General features: G+C 71.9%; 16 protein-coding genes. 7 read left to right on the forward strand and 9 right to left on the reverse strand.

Translation table 11 applies throughout. The features are described 5' to 3' along the window. Positions 1 to 120 precede the first annotated feature (120 nt). The 4 genes from FZN60_RS15305 to FZN60_RS15320 all read right to left on the reverse strand — a co-directional run bounded on the left by FZN60_RS15305 (position 121) and on the right by FZN60_RS15320 (position 3,499). Positions 121 to 1,602 (reverse strand): protein adenylyltransferase SelO, encoded by a 1,482-nt coding sequence (locus FZN60_RS15305; RefSeq protein ID WP_158874364.1) that lies wholly within the window; start codon positions 1,600 to 1,602, stop codon positions 121 to 123. Beyond that, positions 1,599 to 2,645: an alpha/beta fold hydrolase gene (locus FZN60_RS15310; RefSeq protein WP_158874365.1), complete on the reverse strand. Its 1,047-nt coding sequence runs from the start codon at positions 2,643 to 2,645 to the stop codon at positions 1,599 to 1,601. The genes FZN60_RS15305 and FZN60_RS15310 overlap by 4 nt, the downstream gene beginning before the upstream one ends. A 129-nt stretch (positions 2,646 to 2,774) precedes the next feature. Further along, positions 2,775 to 3,110: a hypothetical protein gene (locus FZN60_RS15315; RefSeq protein ID WP_158874366.1), complete on the reverse strand. Its 336-nt coding sequence runs from the start codon at positions 3,108 to 3,110 to the stop codon at positions 2,775 to 2,777. An 11-nt stretch (positions 3,111 to 3,121) separates the two neighbouring features. Continuing rightward, the gene (locus FZN60_RS15320) at positions 3,122 to 3,499 is read right to left on the reverse strand and encodes a DUF2934 domain-containing protein (protein ID WP_158874367.1); all 378 of its coding nucleotides are present in this window, start codon (positions 3,497 to 3,499) and stop codon (positions 3,122 to 3,124) included. Positions 3,500 to 3,642: 143 nt separating this feature from the next. On the opposite strand from FZN60_RS15320, the gene FZN60_RS15325 reads away from it, so the two are divergent. The 7 genes from FZN60_RS15325 to FZN60_RS15355 all read left to right on the forward strand — a co-directional run bounded on the left by FZN60_RS15325 (position 3,643) and on the right by FZN60_RS15355 (position 10,623). Then, positions 3,643 to 5,202, forward strand: coding sequence for a S10 family peptidase (locus FZN60_RS15325; RefSeq protein WP_158874368.1), 1,560 nt, complete (start codon positions 3,643 to 3,645; stop codon positions 5,200 to 5,202). Between the two features lie 14 nt (positions 5,203 to 5,216). Next, positions 5,217 to 5,576: a hypothetical protein gene (locus FZN60_RS15330; RefSeq protein WP_158874369.1), complete on the forward strand. Its 360-nt coding sequence runs from the start codon at positions 5,217 to 5,219 to the stop codon at positions 5,574 to 5,576. A gap of 567 nt (positions 5,577 to 6,143) precedes the next feature. Further along, a complete protein-coding gene (locus FZN60_RS15335) occupies positions 6,144 to 7,091 on the forward strand; it encodes a decaprenyl-phosphate phosphoribosyltransferase (protein WP_158874370.1) in 948 nt (315 codons plus the stop codon). 8 nt (positions 7,092 to 7,099) lie between these two features. Further along, a complete protein-coding gene (locus FZN60_RS15340) occupies positions 7,100 to 8,068 on the forward strand; it encodes a lysylphosphatidylglycerol synthase transmembrane domain-containing protein (protein WP_158874371.1) in 969 nt (322 codons plus the stop codon). Beyond that, a complete protein-coding gene (locus FZN60_RS15345) occupies positions 8,065 to 9,405 on the forward strand; it encodes an FAD-binding oxidoreductase (protein ID WP_158874372.1) in 1,341 nt (446 codons plus the stop codon). The genes FZN60_RS15340 and FZN60_RS15345 overlap by 4 nt, the downstream gene beginning before the upstream one ends. Further along, positions 9,402 to 10,172, forward strand: a complete 771-nt coding sequence (locus FZN60_RS15350; protein WP_158874373.1) for an SDR family NAD(P)-dependent oxidoreductase — start codon at positions 9,402 to 9,404, stop codon at positions 10,170 to 10,172. Before FZN60_RS15345 ends, FZN60_RS15350 begins: the two co-directional genes overlap by 4 nt. Before the next feature lie 40 nt (positions 10,173 to 10,212). Continuing rightward, entirely contained in the window at positions 10,213 to 10,623 is a 411-nt protein-coding gene (locus FZN60_RS15355; protein WP_158874374.1) for a divergent PAP2 family protein, read from the forward strand. Between the two features lie 130 nt (positions 10,624 to 10,753). Here FZN60_RS15355 and FZN60_RS15360 read toward each other — a convergent pair whose 3' ends face one another. The 5 genes from FZN60_RS15360 to FZN60_RS15380 form a co-directional block, all read right to left on the reverse strand. Continuing rightward, the gene (locus tag FZN60_RS15360; RefSeq protein ID WP_158874375.1) at positions 10,754 to 11,911 is read right to left on the reverse strand and encodes a glycosyltransferase family 87 protein; all 1,158 of its coding nucleotides are present in this window, start codon (positions 11,909 to 11,911) and stop codon (positions 10,754 to 10,756) included. Beyond that, positions 11,908 to 13,626, reverse strand: a complete 1,719-nt coding sequence (locus FZN60_RS15365; RefSeq protein WP_158874376.1) for a hypothetical protein — start codon at positions 13,624 to 13,626, stop codon at positions 11,908 to 11,910. Before FZN60_RS15365 ends, FZN60_RS15360 begins: the two co-directional genes overlap by 4 nt. A gap of 4 nt (positions 13,627 to 13,630) precedes the next feature. Further along, positions 13,631 to 14,962, reverse strand: a complete 1,332-nt coding sequence (locus FZN60_RS15370) for a DUF4185 domain-containing protein (protein ID WP_158874377.1) — start codon at positions 14,960 to 14,962, stop codon at positions 13,631 to 13,633. A 58-nt stretch (positions 14,963 to 15,020) separates the two neighbouring features. Beyond that, entirely contained in the window at positions 15,021 to 16,670 is a 1,650-nt protein-coding gene (locus FZN60_RS15375) for a hypothetical protein (RefSeq protein WP_158874378.1), read from the reverse strand. A 232-nt stretch (positions 16,671 to 16,902) separates the two neighbouring features. Next, complete coding sequence (locus FZN60_RS15380; protein WP_158874379.1) at positions 16,903 to 17,343, reverse strand: hypothetical protein; 441 nt, start codon at positions 17,341 to 17,343, stop codon at positions 16,903 to 16,905. Positions 17,344 to 17,431 lie beyond the last annotated feature (88 nt).

The following is a 17,431-nucleotide window of genomic DNA, read 5'->3' on the forward strand; positions in this document are numbered from 1 at the left end:
ATGCGGTCGGAGGGGCGATCCATGCCCCTCCGAGACAGGCGCAGCCCCCTTCTCCCGCTTCGGGAGACCGTGCCGGCAGGCGGATGAGGGTCGGCGGAGCCAAGCTGCGGCCCGCTCGCCTCAGGTCCCGCAGAAGGTCTGGAGGACGCGCTCCTCTTCCTGGGGCGGAGCCATGAATTCGGCGTGCTCGGGCTGGTCGTCAAAGGGGCGGGCGAGGATGGCGAGGAGCTGTTCGAAGGGGGCGAAGTCCTGCCGGTCGACGGCGGCGCGGATCATGGCTTCGACCCGGTGGTTGCGCGGGATGAAGGCGGGGCTGACGCGGCGCATGGCGGCCCGGCGCGCCTCGCCGGCGACGTTCGGCTCCTGCGCGAGGCGGGCGCGCCAGCGCTTGGCCCAGCCGTCGAAGGCGGCGGGGTCGGCGAAGAGGGTGCGCACCGCCTCGTCGGCGGCCGGGTCGGCGGCGGCGTCGGCGAGGCCGCGGAAGAGAAGGGTGAAGTCGGCGCGGTTCGCCGCCATGACGTCGAGGAGGTCGTGGGCGAGGTCGCCGTCGCCGTCCTGCTCGGTGGCAAGGCCCAGCTTGGCGCGAAGGCCGGCGCGGTAGTTGCCGTTGATGCGCGGCAGGACCGGCGCGAGCGCCTCGTTGGCGGAGGCGACGGCCTTCTCCTGATCGTCGTCGAGGAGCGGCAGCAGGCATTCGGCGAGGCGGGCGAGGTTCCACTGCACGATCGCCGGCTGGTTGGCATAGGCGTAGCGGCCCTGGCGGTCGATGGAGGAGAAGACCGCCATCGGGTCGTAGTGGTCCATGAAGGCGCAGGGGCCGTAGTCGATGGTCTCGCCGGAAATGGCGGTGTTGTCGGTGTTCATCACGCCGTGGATGAAGCCGAGAAGGAGCCAGCGCGACACGAGGTCGGCCTGGGCCGCGGCGACCGCGTCCAGGAAGGCGCGGTAGGGGTTCGGGGCGTTCGCGGCGTCGGGGTAGTGGCGCTCGATGGCGTAGTCGGCAAGGGCGCGCACGCCCTCCTCGTCGCGGCGGGCCGCGAAGAACTGGAAGGTGCCGACGCGGATGTGGCTGGCCGCGACGCGGGTGAGCACCGCGCCGGGCAGGAGCGTTTCGCGCACCACCGTTTCGCCGGTGAGAACGGCGGCGAGGGCGCGCGTCGTCGGCACGCCGAGGGCGTTCATCGCTTCGGACACGACGTATTCGCGAAGCACCGGCCCGAGCGCCGCGCGCCCGTCGGCACCGCGCGAGAAGGGCGTCGGGCCCGAGCCCTTGAGCTGGAGGTCGCGGCGGCGCCCGTGGACGTCCACCACCTCGCCGAGGAGAAGGGCGCGCCCGTCGCCGAGCTGGGGCACGAAATGGCCGAACTGGTGGCCGGCATAGGCGAGCGCGATCGAGGCCGCGCCCTCCGGCGCGCGCATGCCGGCGAGGATCTCGGCGCCCTGCACGCTGTCGAGGGCCTGCGTGTCGAGGCCGAGCTCGGCGGCGAGCGGGCGGTTGAGCTTGAGGATGCGGGGTGCGGGCACCTCGCGCGGGGCCACGGACACGAAGAAGCGCTCGGGCAGGTTCGCATAGGAGTTCCGGAAGGGGAACGGGACCGTCATGGCGCGCTCCTTTCGATGAGGTCCGAGGGAAAAGTCCCGGCCACCGCGGATCGTTGCGTCGTCATTCCCAGACGTTCTGTGGCCGGCTCTCGCGCGAAGCGCGCCGCGCAGTCGCGGATCCAGTCGGCGACGAGGTCGGGCTGCGAGACGAGCAGCATGTGCCCCCCTTCGACGAGGTCGAGCCGCGTGGCCGGATGGGCGGCGACCATCCGCTCGCCGTGAATCTCGGGGTCCAGGATCGTGTCGCCCCGGCCGAACAGGATCGCGACCGGCACCGAAAGCTCCTCATAGCGCGCCATCAGGCGCGGCAGCTCCGATTCCAGCGCGACGAGGTCGGCAGAGGCGGCGACGAAGCTCGCGGGACGCAACGCCATCAGCCCGCCCGCCTTGAGGCCGAAATCCTCGGGCGGGGCGTCGGGAGCGAAGACCATGTCGAGGGTGCGCCGTCCGCCGCGAAGTCCGAGCGGCGTCGCGATCGTCCAGGCGACGAGGCGGCGCGCGAGCGCGGAGCGCAGCGCCAGCTTGGCGAGGGCCTTGGGCACCTCGTCCGGCATGTGGGTCAGCGGCGACAGGAGCGCGAGGCCGCTCGTCGCGCGAGGATGGTCGAGCGCCAGCGCCAGCGCGACGCCGCCGCCGAGCGAATGGCCGACCACCAGCGGGCGCTCCAGGCCGAGACGGTCGATCAGCGCCGCGATGGCCGCGGCCTGGGCGGACATGCTTTCCATCTCGCCGGGACGCCGGGTGGAATAGCCGGAGCCCGGCCGGTCGACGAGAACGACGCGGAAGGAGTCGGACAGGCGATCCAGAAGAGAGTGCTCGAAATTGCCGGTCTGGCCGCCGAGACCGTGGATCATCACGATCGCCGGGCCTTCGCCCTTTTCGACGTAATGAAGGCGCGTCGAGCCGAGATCGACGAAGCCGCCGCGCGGCGGCAGGGCGCGGCTCACGCGCAGGGCGACGACGAGGGTGACGAGAACGAGGCCGAGAAGGCAGAGGGCGGCGAGCGCGAGCGCCGTGGCGAAGAGCGAGGCAAGAAGGGTCACGGCCGGGCGGCTCGCAGGATGGAAGCGGGAGCGGCGCTCCGGACGAACAGGCAGGCGGGGCGCGCGTGCCGGAAGATAGGGCGGACCGGTGGCCGTGACACGGCCGCCGATCCGCCGGGCCGCCCTCGTTCAGGCGGCGAAGTCTTCGTCCGGCTCGCCGGTCGGGCGGTCCTCGGCCTCGCGGCGCACGGTCTCGGCGATGTCGTCGAGGCCGTCCTCGGTTTCCTCGTAGCCCGAGGTCTCGCGAAGGCCCTCGACGTCGCTCACCGGCTGCGTGCCGACGTCGATGCGCAGATCGTCGTCGTCGTCGATCGTGCCGGGCTGGCGGTCGGCGGGGTCGCGGGCAAGCTCGGCGGTGGCGCTTTCCAGAAGCGCGCGGTCGGCCGGGCTCAGCTCGCCCTCGTCGGCATAGTTGCCGCTGTCGGCGGTGGTCGGGTCGCTCTGCTCGGGAAACTGGCGGGGCATGTCGGCTCCTTTCAGCGGTTCGAGGCCGCGCCGCGGCGCACCTTGGCCGACTGGACGGCCACGGAGTCGAGGGCGTCGTCCTGGCTGCTCGTGTCCTGGCCGTCGGCGTCGTAGGTCGAGGTCCAGTTCGGACCGCGCGGCCCCTCGCCGAGATCGGTGAGGCCCGGTACGTCGCCCTGGTTCTCGAAGGCGATGGCCGGCTCGACGGGATCGTCCACCGTTTCCTCGAGCGGGCGCAGGGTCGAGCCGAAGCTGTCCCGAAGGGCGACGATTTCCTTGGCTTCTTCCCAGTGCCGGTCGGCCTTGCCCTCCGGCCGGCCCTCGGCTTCCCAAAGCTCGTGCGCCTTGGCGCGGATGCGGTCCTCGTCGTCGTCGATCCTCGGGTCCATGGTCGTCCTGCCTGGTTGGCGCGCCGCTTGTCGTTCGGCGCCGCGTTTGAAACGACAATCGCCGGGTGCGCCGGATCGTTCCTCGCGGCATCTTGAGCCGTCCAAGGGCGCCGGGCGCCGCCGTCGCCCTATCTCGCGCCCTCATGACCCGCCGCCTTTCCCTCCGCCGGGGCGCCGCTGCGCTCCTCGCTCTGTCCTTGCTCGCCGGCGCAAGCGCCGGCCGCGCGCAGGAGCCCGCGCCCTCGCCCGCGCCGGAGGCCGAGGCGCCCGCCGCCGAGCGGCCCGCGCCGAACGGCGGCATCCTGTCGCTCCTGCCGGCGCCCGTGCGCAGCCGCCATTCCGTGACGGTCGGGGGCACCGTCATCCCCTACGAGGCGGAGGCCGGCACGCTCTCGCTTCTCGGCGGCGCGGGCGAGGTGACGGCGGAAATCTTCTACACCGCCTATTGGCGCGACCCGCCGGCCGGCGAGGGGGCGCGCGATCGTCCGATCACCTTCGTCTTCAACGGCGGGCCGGGCGCGGCCTCGGCCTATCTCCACATCGGGGCGCTCGGCCCCCGCATCCTCGCCACCGAGCCCGACGGCGGCTTCGCCCCGCCGCCGGCGCGGCTTCGCGACAATCCCGACACCTGGCTCGACATGACCGACCTCGTCTTCGTCGATCCCGTGGGAACGGGCTACAGCCGCGAGGCGCCGGGCAAGGCCATCCGCGACTTCCTCGGCGTCGAGCAGGACGCCGCGGCGATGGGCGCCTTCATCCGCCTGTTCCTGCAGAGCCACGACCGCACGGGATCGCCGGTCTTCCTGGCCGGCGAGAGCTATGGCGGCTTTCGCGCCGCGCTTCTCGCCCGCACCCTGCAGGAGGACGTCGGCATCCGCCCGAGCGGCATCGTCATGATCTCGCCGGCGCTCGAATTCTCCTTCGTCTACGGCGACGAGTACCAGCCGCTGACCTACGCGCTGACGCTGCCCGCGCTCGCGGCGGCGAACCTCGAGCGGCAGGGGGTGAGCGGCGACGCGCTGCGGCGCGGGGTGGCGGAGGCCGAGGCCTACGCGCTCGGCCCCTATCTCGAAGCGCTGGCGAGCGGGCTCGAATTCGGGAGGGACCGCGCGAGCGGCGAGGTGGCGCGGCTGACCGGCCTGCCCGAGGAGGTGGTCCGGCGCCGCTTCGCCCGGCTGACGCCGGACGTCTTCGCCAAGGAGCGCGAGCGCGGCGCAGGCGAGGTGCTGAGCCCCTATGACGGCACGCTGGCGAGTCCCGACATCGCGCCGGAATCGGCCTTTCCCGTTGGTCCCGACGCGGTTCTCGACCGGAGCGTCCCGGCGCTGACCGCCGCCTTCGTGGATTACGCGCGCAACGAGCTGGGCTATCGCACCGACATCAGCTACCGCCTCCTCAACCGCGAGCTCGGCCGCGACTGGGACTACGGGACCTCCCCGAGCCGCCAGGGCTATGCCGGCGTCCTCGACGACCTCCAGGCGGGACGCGCGCTGAACCCGGCGATGGGCGTCCTCGTCGCGCACGGCTATTCCGACCTCATCACGCCCTACACCGTCTCGGCCTATCTCCTGCGGCAGCTGCCGACGCTCGCGGGCGCCGAGCCGATCCGGCTCTCGACCTACGAGGGCGGCCACATGATGTACTTCCGCGACGATTCGCGCGCCGCGCTGAAGCGCGACGCGGCGGCCCTCTACGCCGACTGAAACGGGAGCCGGACATGGCCGCGCAGAGCGAGAACGGGGACGGCCTGAGGACGATGGAGGCGGCGCTGCGGCGCTTTACGGCCGCGGGCGGCGGCTGCGGGGACGCGGACGGCGGGGCCGCGCCGGCGGAGCTTTCGAGCGCCGAGATCGAGCGCCGCCTCGGCCGGCGGCTCGATCGCGCATTCGCCGCGCTCGGGCGGCGGGCGGAGCCCGTGCCGAGCGATGCGGAAGCCCGCGCCGTGCTCTACGACCGGCTCGCCCGCACGGCCGCCGCGCAGATGTCGGAAGCCGACGCGGACACCTTCCGCATCGCCCTGGCGCTCGACCTTTGCGCCCTGGAGGCGGAGCTCGAGACCCGCGCCGGCAGGGGGTGAGACGGGCGCGTCCCGGGAGCCCGTAGGATGGCGGCTGCACCCTGCCAATGTGCGTCGGCCACGTAAATATGATTAAGATTTTCTGCGAATGTGACGGAACTCCGGTGTTTTCGACCCATTTGACCCTTCGATCGCGGTAACCTTCCGGTTGCCGAACGACGAGGCTGGCTGTGCTGTCTTTTCGGCCGAAACCGGTGGGCGTTCTGCGTGGTGCGAACCGGGATCCTCGTCCCCTCGCCGCGACGATGCCGTCCCCGAACCGTCCGCCGAACGTTCCGGTCTTCCCGCAGGATCGATGCGGGGGAGCCTGACGGCGTCCTCGCTCCCGCGGCCGCGCTGACGCCGGCCGGAGAGCCGGGTTGCCGGTCCGACCCCCCTCCGCTGCGGCGGATACGGGTCGAGGTCGACGAAACGATTCCGGGGGCGGCAAGCTCGCCCTCGGCGCTCCGCGAAGGGATGTCTCGGACGCTGCCACAACGCGCCGGGGCAAGGGATAGGGCAGGGCAAGTCGAGCGTCGTCCCGCACGGGGGCGGCAAGGGTAATCCTTTGACAGGCGGACGCGCAGAATGACTGAAACTTCCGGCATCGATCTCGATCGCGTGCTTCCACGCCGGCGCCTTCCCTCGCTGGGCCTGAAGCGGCGGATCGAGAGCCTTCCGGCGCCGATCCGACTGCTGCGCCCGCACCAGTGGGTCAAGAACGCCTTCGTGGCGGCGCCGCTGTTCTTCACGCCCGACGCCCTCGGCTTCGACAACGTGCTTCGGGTCGCGGCCGGCGTCATGGCCTTCTGCCTCGTGGCGAGCGCCGTCTACATCCTCAACGACTACATGGACCGCGAGGCCGACCGGCGCCATCCGGTGAAGCGGGCGCGCCCGATCGCCAGCGGCGCGGTCTCGCCCAACGAGGCGCTGTGGCTCTTCGCCCTGACGCTCGGCGGCGGTCTCGCCTGGGCGACCTGGCTCGACCCGATCTTCGGCGGGCTCGCGGCCGTCTACTTCCTCGTCAACGTCGCTTATTCCAGCGGCCTCAAGGACGTGTCGATCGTCGACGTCCTGACGATCACCTTCGGCTTCATCCTGCGCGTCTTCGCCGGGGCGGAGCTGATCGACGTCGAGCCGAGCGTCTGGATCATCATGTGCACGGGGCTCGTGGCCTTGTTCCTGGCGCTCGCCAAGCGCCGCGACGATCTCGCCCGCTCGCTCGGCACCGGGCACCGGCAGGCGCTGGCGGGCTACACCAAGCCCTTCCTCGACGCGGCGATCTCGGTGGTGCTCGGCGCGCTCCTCGTCGCCTACATCATGTACACGACGGATTCGGAGGTCGCGGCCCGGCTCAACAGCGAGCAGCTCTACTTCACGGTTCCGTTCGTCCTCGCCGGCATCCTGCGCTATCTTCAGATCGCGCTCGTCGAGGAGCGCTCGGGGGCGCCGACCATGATCGTTCTGTCCGACAGGTTCCTGATCGTCTGCATGGCGCTGTGGACGCTCGCCTTCTCGCTCCTGATCTACATGTGACCGCGTCGATGACCAGCCTGACACTGCCGAGCGCCCGGCAGACCGAATTCGCCGTCATCGCCTCCGTGGTGGGCTTCGTCGCGCTCGCGGCGGTTGCCGCCGTGGCGGCGGGCGGGGCGGAGATCTGGGCGCAGCTGTCCCGCATCTCGCTCGGCCTCCTGGCGAGCCTCCTGGCCCTGTCGCTCCTCAACTACGGCCTGCGCATCCTGCGCTGGCACCTGTATGCCCGCCATCTCGGGCTCGAGCCCACCTTGAAGCAGTCGGCGATGACCTACGTCGCGGGCTTCGCCATGACGACGACGCCGGGGCGCGTGGGCGAGGCCTTCCGGCTCTGGCTGATGGAGCGCGTCGAGGGGCACCGCTACGATCGCACCCTGCCGCTCCTCGTCGCCGACCGGATCAGCGACATGGGCGCCGTCGGGCTCCTGCTCCTCGTCGGCCTGTCGGCCTCGACGGCGCAGCCCTGGCTCCTGGCGGTCGCGGCCGCTGCGACCTCGGTGATGGTGGTGCTGGCGCTCTGGCCGCGCTCGGCGGCCAGCGCCGTCTACCACGGCTACCGCCTCTTCGGCCGCTGGCCGCGCCTGTTCGGCCGCGCCCGCAAGGCCGCGCGCGACACGGCGGCACTGTTCACCCCGAAGCTCGCGCTCTCCACGCTGGTCCTCGCCGTGATCGGTTGGGCGGCGGAATGCTTCGCGCTCTACCTCACGCTCCACGCGCTGGGCGCGGAGGTCGGCCTGTTCTTCTGCGTCCTCGTCTTTACCGCCGGCATGCTCGTCGGCGCGCTGACGCTGGTTCCCGGAGGGCTTGGCGGCACGGAAGGCACCATGCTGGCGCTTCTCGCCATCGCCGGGGTCCCGATGTCGATCGCGATCCCTGCGACGGTGGTCAGCCGCGTGACGACCCTCTGGTTCGCCGTCGGGCTCGGCTTCGCCGTCATGCCCGCCGCGCTTCGCCAGGCGAGGGCCGCGGCCCGATGAAGTGGAAGGACGTCGCCCTGACGGGCTGGGGCCGCACTTCGACGGCCCGGACCCAGGCCGCGCGCGCCGAGCGTCGCGGCGAGATCGAGACCGCCTTCAACGAGCCGGGCGGGGAGGGCCTCATCGCCTACGGCGCCGGCCGCTCCTACGGCGACGTCGCCCTGAACGACGGCGGGCGCACGATGCTGACCGGTCGGCTCGACCGCATGCTCGCCTTCGACGAGGCGACGGGCCTCCTTGTCTGCGAGCCCGGGGTCACCTTCAAGGACCTCGCCGAGACCTTTCTCCACCGCGGCTTCGTCGCGCCCGTGTCGCCCGGCACGGCCTTCGCGACCATGGGTGGGGCGCTCGCCAACGACGTCCACGGCAAGAACCATTGGAGCGCCGGCAGCTTCGGCAGCCACGTCGAATGGTTCGACCTGGCGCTGCCCTCCGGCGAGGTGCGGCGCGTTTCGCCGGACAGCGACGCCGAGCTCTTCGACGCCACCGTCGGCGGCCTCGGCCTCACCGGCATCGTCACGCGGCTCGCGCTGCGGCTGACGAAGGTCACCTCCTCCAACGTCGTGGTGCGCGAGGCGCGCGCGCCGAACCTTGCCGCCATGATGGAGCGGCTCGTCGAGACGCATGGGCGCGACACCTATTCCGTCGCCTGGATCGACGCGCTCGCCTCCGGGCCGAGCCTCGGGCGCGGCGTCGTCGAGGCGGCCAACCATGCCCTGTCCGGCTTCGAGCGGGGCAGGCCGAAACGGGCGAAGCGCCTGCCCGTCGACCTGCCGGGCGTGGTCCTGAACCCGGCCTCGGTCGGCCTCTTCAACGCGCTCTACTACCGCCGCATTCCGGCCGATGGCCGCGAGCGGACCGTCGATTTTCCGACCTTCCTCTACCCGCTCGACGCGCTTGGCGACTGGAACCGGATGTACGGCAAGCGCGGCTTCTTCCAGTTCCAGTGCGTCCTGCCCTACGAGGAGGCGGAGGCGGGCCTGCGCAAGCTCCTGGAGGTGATCGGCGAGGCGCGATCGGCCTCCTTCCTCGCGGTGCTGAAGTCGCTGGGCGAGGCGGGGCGGGGCATGCTGTCCTTCCCGCGGCCGGGCTTCACGCTGGCGCTCGACTTTCCCCGCCGCGACGGCACGCTCGACCTGATGGCGCGGCTGGAGCGCATCGTTCTCGATCACGGCGGGCGCATCTACCTCGCCAAGGACGCCGCCCTGTCGGCGCAAGGGTTCCGCATGATGTATCCCGAGCTGCCCCGGTTCCGGGCGGTGCTCGACCGCGTCGATCCCGACCGGCGCCTGGGCTCGGACCTGTCGCGGCGGCTCGGCATCCGGAGCGACGCGTGACGGGCGTGGGCGAGACGGGAGACACGGGCGACGTCTGGGTCGTCATCGGCGCGAGCTCCTCGGTCGGGCGCGCCTTCGCCATGGAAGCGGCCAAGGCCGGCGCCGACATCGTGCTGGCCGCGCGGGACCTCGAGGACATCGAGGCGAGCGCCGCCGACATCGCCGTGCACACCGGGCGGCGGACTGAAGCCATGCACTGGGACGCCACGGCCTTCGACGATCACGACGCCTTCGTGGGTGACGTCTGGCGCTTCGCGGCGCGCAAGCGCCTCAACGTCTTCTTCGCCGCCGGTACCATGCGCAACCAGGACGAGGCGATCGCCGACTTCTCGATCGCCCGGCAGATCGTCGAGGTGAACTACCTGTCCTTCGTGTCGGTCGCCACGCGCCTGGAGCCGGGCTTGCGCGCCCAGAAGGGGGGAAGGGTCGTGGTGCTCGGCTCGGTCGCGGGCGATCGGGGGCGGCGGCTCAACTTCGTCTACGGCTCGGCCAAGGCGGGGCTCCACGCCTTTCTCGGCGGCTGGCGCTCGCGCCTTCAGCCGGACGGGGTGAGCGTGCTGACGGTGAAGCCCGGCTTCCTCGACACGGCGATGACCTGGGGCCAGCCCGGCCTGTTTCTCGTGGCGTCCCCGCAAGGGGCGGCGAAGGCCTGCCTCAAGGCCGCGAACAAGGGGCGCAACGAGATCTATTATCCCGCCTTCTGGCGGCTGATCATGACGATCATCAAGTCGGTCCCGGAAGTCCTGTTCAAGCGCCTGTCGATCTGATCCCCTCGCTCGACCGTCACGAATCAGGAGGCCCGTCGCCTTGGACCTCGCCTATCCGCTCGCCCCGCTCCTCGGCTACCTCGCCGCCGGCAGCCTGAAGTTCGCCATCAACAGCGTGGCCGACCGCTCCGCCGCCTTCGGGCGGATCGGCCTCGGCGGGGCGGTGAGCACCCACACCACGATCGTCGCGACGACCTTCTGGCTGATCGGCCTGAAGGAGGGCTTCGGCACGCCCGCCTTTTCCGTGGCGCTGACCCTCGCCGTCATCGTGATCATCGACGCGATGGACCTTCGCCAGCGCATCGGCCGCCATGTCGGCCACTTCAAGCGCCTCCACCCCGAGGACGCGGAGATCGCGCGCCTGCGCGAGCGCATGGGCCACAAACCGCAGGAGGTCGCCGCCGGGCTGGCGCTCGGGCTGGTGCTGGCGGCCTTCCTCAGCCTGATCTGAGGCGAGGACGCGCGTCGCATTCCGCCACGCCTCGTTCCTCCCCGCCCCTCCGCCTTTTCCGCTTCGTCATCCCGCCCTTGAGCCGGGATGACGAAATTGGGAAGCCGACGGCGGAGATCGGCCGGCCTGTTCAGCGCGGGGAGGTTGTTCGCTTCTCGTCGCCTTTCCAACGATCTCCCATCGTGAGCGTGCCGATCAGGCAGGCCAGCGCCGCCCAGCCGTAGACGGAGCCGAGGCTCGCCTGGAGGGCGGGGTCGGCGTTCATGAGGGTGAGCACCGCCGGGACCGGCACGAGGAAGGCGAGGGCGGCGAAGAGGAGCCAGGGGTTGAGCGGGCCGGCGAAGAAGACTGGCACGAGCAGGAGCGCGTAGTGGACCCAGGCCAGGGGCGAGGCGACGAGCGAGCCGGCGAGGCCGACGGCGCTGGCGTGGAGAACGCTCGGCTTCCTGAGAAAGGCCCAGAGCGCGAGGCCGGCGAGGATGGCGAGGTTGACCGCCATCGGAACGATGCCCGACAGGCCGAGGCGCTCCAGGATGCCGGCGAGCGAGGCGTTGGTGAGGAAGCGGGCGCGCTCGGCGTCGCTCGCCACCAGCTGCGCCCATTGAAGATAGACCTCCGGCCCGTAGAGGAGGACCGGCAGGAGCGCGAGGCCGAGCGCCGCGACGCCCATCGCGACCGGCGCGCGCCAGTGGCCGGCGAGAAACAGGAGCGCCGGCCAGACGAGAAAGTTCGGCTTGATCGAAACGACCAGGGCGATCGCGAGGCCGGCGAGGATCGGCCGGTTCCGGTCGAGGCAGAGCCAGCCGAGAAAGCCCGCCAGCGCCAGCGGCAGGTAGATCTGGCCGAGCACCAGCGTGTCCCAGAGCCCGGCGAGCGCGACGGCCCAAAGGACCGGCAGGAGCCAGTCCTTCGGGCGGTAGGCGCGGGCGAGAAGCGCGATGCCGAGCGCGTAGGCCGCGACCGACAGGCTCCACCAGTGGCGGAAGGCCTGGTGCGGCTCGAACCAGTCGAAGGCCTGGAAGAGCGGCAGGGCGGCGGGCGGATTGAGGTTCGGGTTCCAGGATTCGAAGCCCGGCAGGACGACGTGGAAGGTCAGGGGATAGATGCCGTAGGGGTCGAGCCCCTCGGATGCGGCCCGGCCGGACGCGACGAAGGAGCCGAAGTCGAGGAGGCCCGGCGTCGGCAGGGCGCGCGACAGGCTCCAGACGGCCAGAGCGAGGAGCAGCGCCGCCGCGCCGGCGAGAAGGGGCCTGTTGACCGGCATCGGGTGGAATCGGGGCTCCGTCATCGTGAGGTCGTGTTCGGGGCGGTCTGGGCGATGGCGTCGACCGCGTCGGCCGGCACCTCGACGATGGCGAAGTCGCGTCCGCAGGCGGTGAAGCGGACCGGCAGGTCCGCCGGCCAGGAGGTGCAGGGCCTGTGCCAGACGACGGCGTAGGCGCCGGCGAAGGGTGGGCGCGCCTCGCCGGCCGCCCGCGCGACGCGCGCGACGTCGCCGACGAAGCGGCGCAGGTCGTCGTCCCCGACGATGCGCGGGATCGGGTTGCCGGCGAGCGGCAGGAGCTCGGGGATGGTCGGGGTGAAGACCAGCGGGTTCTGGCCGGCCTTGGCGTAGATGTTGGGCACGAGGACGTGCCGGTCGATCATGGCATAGGCGGCGGTGTGCTCGTGCGTCGGCTTGTTGTAGCGCGTGGCGCGCCAGTCGCCGAGCTCGAAGGGCCGCGCCGAGGCGCTGGCGAGCACCGCGCCCTCCGGCAGGACGGCGAAGGCGGCGCGCGCGTCGCCGATGCCGAAGGCCTGGTCGCGCCAGTCGGCGGAAAGAACCGCGCTGCGCCAGCCGACGAGGCCGAGAAGAACAAGGCAGACGATCGCCGTGCCGGGACGGCCGAGGCGGCCGGGACCGAGGGCCGCGATCGCGGTGAGCGCGACGGCGGCCGCGATGCGCGAATCCAGGAAGAAGGAGCCGAGCGCCGCGTAGGGGAGGACGAGGACGAGGCCGGCATAGGCGAGCGCGGCGAGCGTCAGGCCGAGATCGAGCCGGGCGCGGCGCAGGACGAGGCCGAGAGCGGCGAGGCCCAGCGCCGCGAGCAACATCGCCCGGTCGGCCTCCGGGTTTCCGGAGGACAGGACGCGGAAGAAGGGCGAGAACTTGCCCCACGCGCTCATGTCGAAGCGGATGTCCATGGGCAGGCCGCTCGCCGGACTCGCCGCGAGGTGGAGGACGAGGATGGGCAGGATCTGCGCCACGGCGACGGCGAGGCGCCGCAGCACGCTCTCGACGCTGTCCTGCCGATGGTGCCAGGCCCGGCCGAGCTCCAGCATGACGCAGCCGACGGCATAGAGCCCGAAGGCGACGAGGTGTGCGAGGAAGATCAGGAGGCCGACGGCGACGCCGGCGAGGAGCCGCTGCCAGGCCGGCCGCTCGGCGAGATGCAGCCAGAGGGCGAGGCCGAAGAACAGGAGGGCGAGGCCGAGATTGTAGTTGAGGAAGCCCCAGAAGACCATCTCGTTGGTGGCGAAGAGCGCGGCGAGGATCGCCCAGGGACTCCAGCGCTTCTGCGCCGCGCGCCCGAGAAGCGCGACGCCCGCGACCGTCAGCGCGATCGTGAGGAAGACCAGCATGCGCCCCGCCGCATAAGGGCCGGCGATCGCCTGGAAGGCGAGAAGGACGAGGTCCGACAGGACGTTGGGCAGAAGAAAGCTCGAAAGCCGGAAGTTCGCCGAGAGGAGCGGGTCCGAGCCGAGCCGGGCGATGGCGTCGACCCTGGCGAGGTGGTTGGGATAGTCGAAGAAGGGCGGCGTCTCGACGAGCATGAGAGGCAGGCCCGCGACGAGAACGGCGAGCGCGAGGGCGCCGGGCACGAGCAGGCGGTCGAGCCGGCTTTCGGCCGGCATCGGCGGGCGGAGCGGGCGGGCGGTGTCGCCGCCCCCGATCGAGGGCAGGAGCGAGGCGCCGGCGGAACGCGAGCCGGCGGCAGGAACTGGCGAAGCGGGAAAACTCACGAAGTCACGGACGTCCGGTCTGGAAAGGCTGCGGGCGGGCGGGTGGTCGGGGTGGCGGAGGCGGCGGGGCGAGGGCGGCCTGCCCTTCCGCGCCGACATGGAGCGTCGAGCGCATCAGGACCACCGTATAGGGATTCCAGGTCGACATGAGGTAGTAGATGGTCGACCAGCGCCCCCGCTCGCCCTGCGTGAAGCGGTTGATCACGTAGGGGCCATAGGATTCGCCCGGATTGAAGGGCGTGTGCGGATCGGACACCACGGGGCAGCCGCGGCGGCCGGCATCGGCGACCGGCACGGGGTTGAGGAAGCCGCACTGGCCCTCGTCGCGCGCCGGGTCGAACAGCACCTCGGGCGGCGACCAGGGACCCCAGGGATCGTCGGCCGTGCGCAGGAAGGTCGAGGCCCGCGGCGCACCGCAGGTGTAGAGCAGCAGCCACTTGTCGAGGAAGGGGTTCCAGGCGGCGGAGAACTCGCCGACGCAGCCGTGGTTGAAGAGCGGCACGGCCTCGGCCTCCTCGGCGGTCCAGCGCGGCCGGTTCGCGGCCCGGTCCATGCCGGCGAAGAAGCGCAGCGCCGAGCGGTCCTCGACCGCGTCCGCCGGCAGAAAGGCGAGGTGCGGGTCCGAGCGGCGATAGCCGCTGGTGCCGAAAAGGAGAATGCCGGCGCCCCGGTGCTCGGGCAGGCCGGCGACGCGCCCCTCCGGCTCGACCACGGGCGAGACGTTGACGAGCTTGTCGCGCGACAGGTCGAAGAGCGGCCGGAAGGTCCAGCCGGAATCGTCGGAGCGGGCAAGCACCGAGCGCCCGGCGGGGCCCCGCTCCGGCGTGTCGCTGGAAACGAGGACGTACATCGCGCCGTTCAAGCTGAAGCCGCCGGTCGGCACCGCGAAGGCGCCGGCATAGACGCCGGGGATCGTCACCGGCCGGAAGCCGCCGTCCGGGTCCTTCAGGAACTCGAGGCGCAGGCAGCTTTCGGGATCGCGCGTGTCGCTGACGGCGATGGAGTCGGCGTCGCGCGGGCGCTCGATGAGGCCGGGCACCGGGTGCGTGTCGCCGAAGAGCACGAAGAGCCGGCCGTCGTGCTCGAAGGAGGTGCCGAGATCGGCGCCCCAGAACTTCGCCTGGCTTTCCGTGGCGTTGACGGTGGGCGCGCCGATCTGCCGGTCGAACTCGCCGAGGACCTGGCAAACCTTGGCGGTGGAGCGTCCGTCGATGTGGACGGGCGGGCCGGCCGCGGCGGGCGCGGCACCGGCGAGAAGAAGCGCGAGGCCCACCATGCAGGCCATGCCGTGGCGGGCGCGACCACGCGGCGCGGGAGAGGACGGGGAGGGATCCATGCTGTTCCTGCGGCTGGAGGGCTGGGACGGGGCGAGGGCGGATCGAGGCGGGCTCGGGCTAGCCTTCGCTGCGGGGGATCGGCACGAAGCTGCCGTTCGGGCGGAAGGCGGCGATCGAGAAGAAGCTTCCGCAGGCGAGCGGCCGGAAGCCGTAGCCCGGCGGCCAGTCGGCGCAGGCGAGGTCGGAGGCGAAGACGAGGATCGGCTGGGCGGCGTAGCCGGCGGCGTCCATCTCGGCCCGCGCCGCCCGCAGGCGCTGCGACAGCGCGGCGAAGTCGCGGCCCGAGCGCAGGCGCGGGATGGGCCCGAGCGACATGCGCTTGATCATCGCCGTCGGCGGCTCGAAGACGAGCGGGTTCTGGCGCGGCTTGGCGAAGATCGCGGGAACGACCGCCTCGCGCTCGATCGTGGCGAGAGAGGCCGTGTGCTCGTGGGGCGGGTTGCGGCTGCGCGTGGCGAACCAGCCGGTGCCGTATTCGAAGGGGGTGGGCGTCGCGCCGATCAGGAGACTGCCGCGCGGCAGGGCTTCGAAGGCGGCTCTCGCCTCGCGAAGTTCGGCCTCGGCGGCGCTCCAGCCCTGCACGAGCGCGGCGCTGCGCAGCGCGAGAAGCAGCGCGAGCGCGCTCCAGCCGAGGCGTTCGGTGTTGCTCGGCGCCCCCTTCCGCGTCGCGAGGCCCGACAGGAGCACGAGCACCGTCGCCGTCGCCACGCGGTTGTCGACGAAGAAGGAGTGCATGGCCGAATAGGGCATCGCCATCTGGGCGAGAAACAGCGCGGTTGCCGCGAAGCCGAGCCGCCGGTCGAGCCGGATGCGCCGGAATGCGAGGAGAACCGCGAGGAACGCGGCGGTCCCGAGGAGCACGGCGGCGTCGAGGACCGGGTTGCCCGAGGACAGGAGGCGGGTGAAGGGCGCGAGCTTCTCGAAGGGCGAGACGTTGAAGGCGGGCGCCGGCGGCAGGCCGTTCGACGGACTGCCGATCGCGAAGAGCGCGAGGGGCGCGGCGGCGATGAGGGCGGCCGAAAACCGTGCGCGAAGGAGAGGCAGGAGGGCGCCGCCGCGGCGCCGCCGCTCGGCGAGAACGGCTTCGAGCTCGATGGCCGCGACGGCGATGACGAAGAGGCCGAAGGCGACGAGATGGGAGAAGAAGATCAGGAGCGCGAAGACGCAGCCCGCCGCGATCTGCGCCCGCCGCGAGCGCGGGGCCAGGACGAGCCACGCGGCGAGGCCCCACAGAAGCAGCGCGAGGCCGAGGGCGTAGTTGAGAAAGCCCCAGTGCAGCATCTCGTTGAAGAGAACGAGGGCGACGAAGGCCGGCCAGGGCGACATGCGGCCCGAAGCGGCGCGCCCGAGCGCGACGGCGCCCCCGAGCGTTCCCCAGGCGATGGCGAGAAGAAGGAGGCGCCCGGCCGTCAGCGTGTCGGTGAACGTCTGCAGCGCGAGGAGCGCGAGATCGGCGCCGACGTTCGGGATCAGGAAGGTCGCCGGCTCGAACCAGTCCCGAAAGGTCGGGGAGGTGTCGAGCTCGGCGATGACGTGGGCGCGCGACAGGTGGTTGAGATAATCGAAGAAGGGCGGGATCTCGACCGCCGCGAGGGGCAGGGCGGCCACGAGCGCGAGGAGGCCGAGGAGGGCCGGGGCCCCGGCCCGCGCCGCCGCGACCTGCTTCAACGAGGCGAGCGGCCGCTCGCCGGCGACGGGAAGGCTCACGCGGCCGATCCGCGCGACGCGGCAGGACCGCTGCAACCCGTTTCCGCCATCCCCGTCTCCGTGGCCAGAACCGCGACCGGCGCACCCTTGCGCGCCGCGGTTCGACGCGGCGGGGGGCGCTCATGCCGCGATAGATGCGAACGAGGGCGTCCGCATCGAGGCTCGCGAGGAAAATTTTAGGTAACCGGCGCCCGAACGCCGGGCGGGCGGCCCGGGGAGACCCGGATCCCCCTCAGTCCTGCGCGGCGCTCGCCGCGAGCCCGGAGCGCACCGAGCCGATCTCGATCACGCTGGGGGCTCGGAACGGCGGCAGGATCGGGCGCCCGTCCTCCGTGCGCGGGCCACCGACCTCGCTCAGGGTCGAGGTGGAGACCGGCGCCATCAGGACCGAGGTGACGTAAGGATCCTTGCGATGGTCGTAGACGGGAAGGTTGGCGACCTCCACCGGATCGGGCACGACGGGCAGGATCACGGCCCGGGCACCGGGAGCGGTCGGCGCGATGGGCGCCGCAGACGCTGCGGCCGGCGCGACGGCGCCGGCGGCCTCGGGCACCCGCGGCATCAACGGGGCCTGCGCGTAGCCGAAGCCGCTGTCCGCGCCGCCGAACAGGGCAGGGGAGACCGCGATGCTCTCGCATCCAGCCACCGTCGACAGCGCCACAAGGCAGCTCATGCGGACCCACATCATGACCGGCGTTCCCCGTGACCGTTCAAATTGAGTTTCCTTCTACAGGCTTTGCGTCCCGCGCACCAACGCCTTT

It is taken from the genome of Antarcticirhabdus aurantiaca (assembly GCF_009765365.1).
Lineage (GTDB): Bacteria > Pseudomonadota > Alphaproteobacteria > Rhizobiales > Rhizobiaceae > Antarcticirhabdus > Antarcticirhabdus aurantiaca.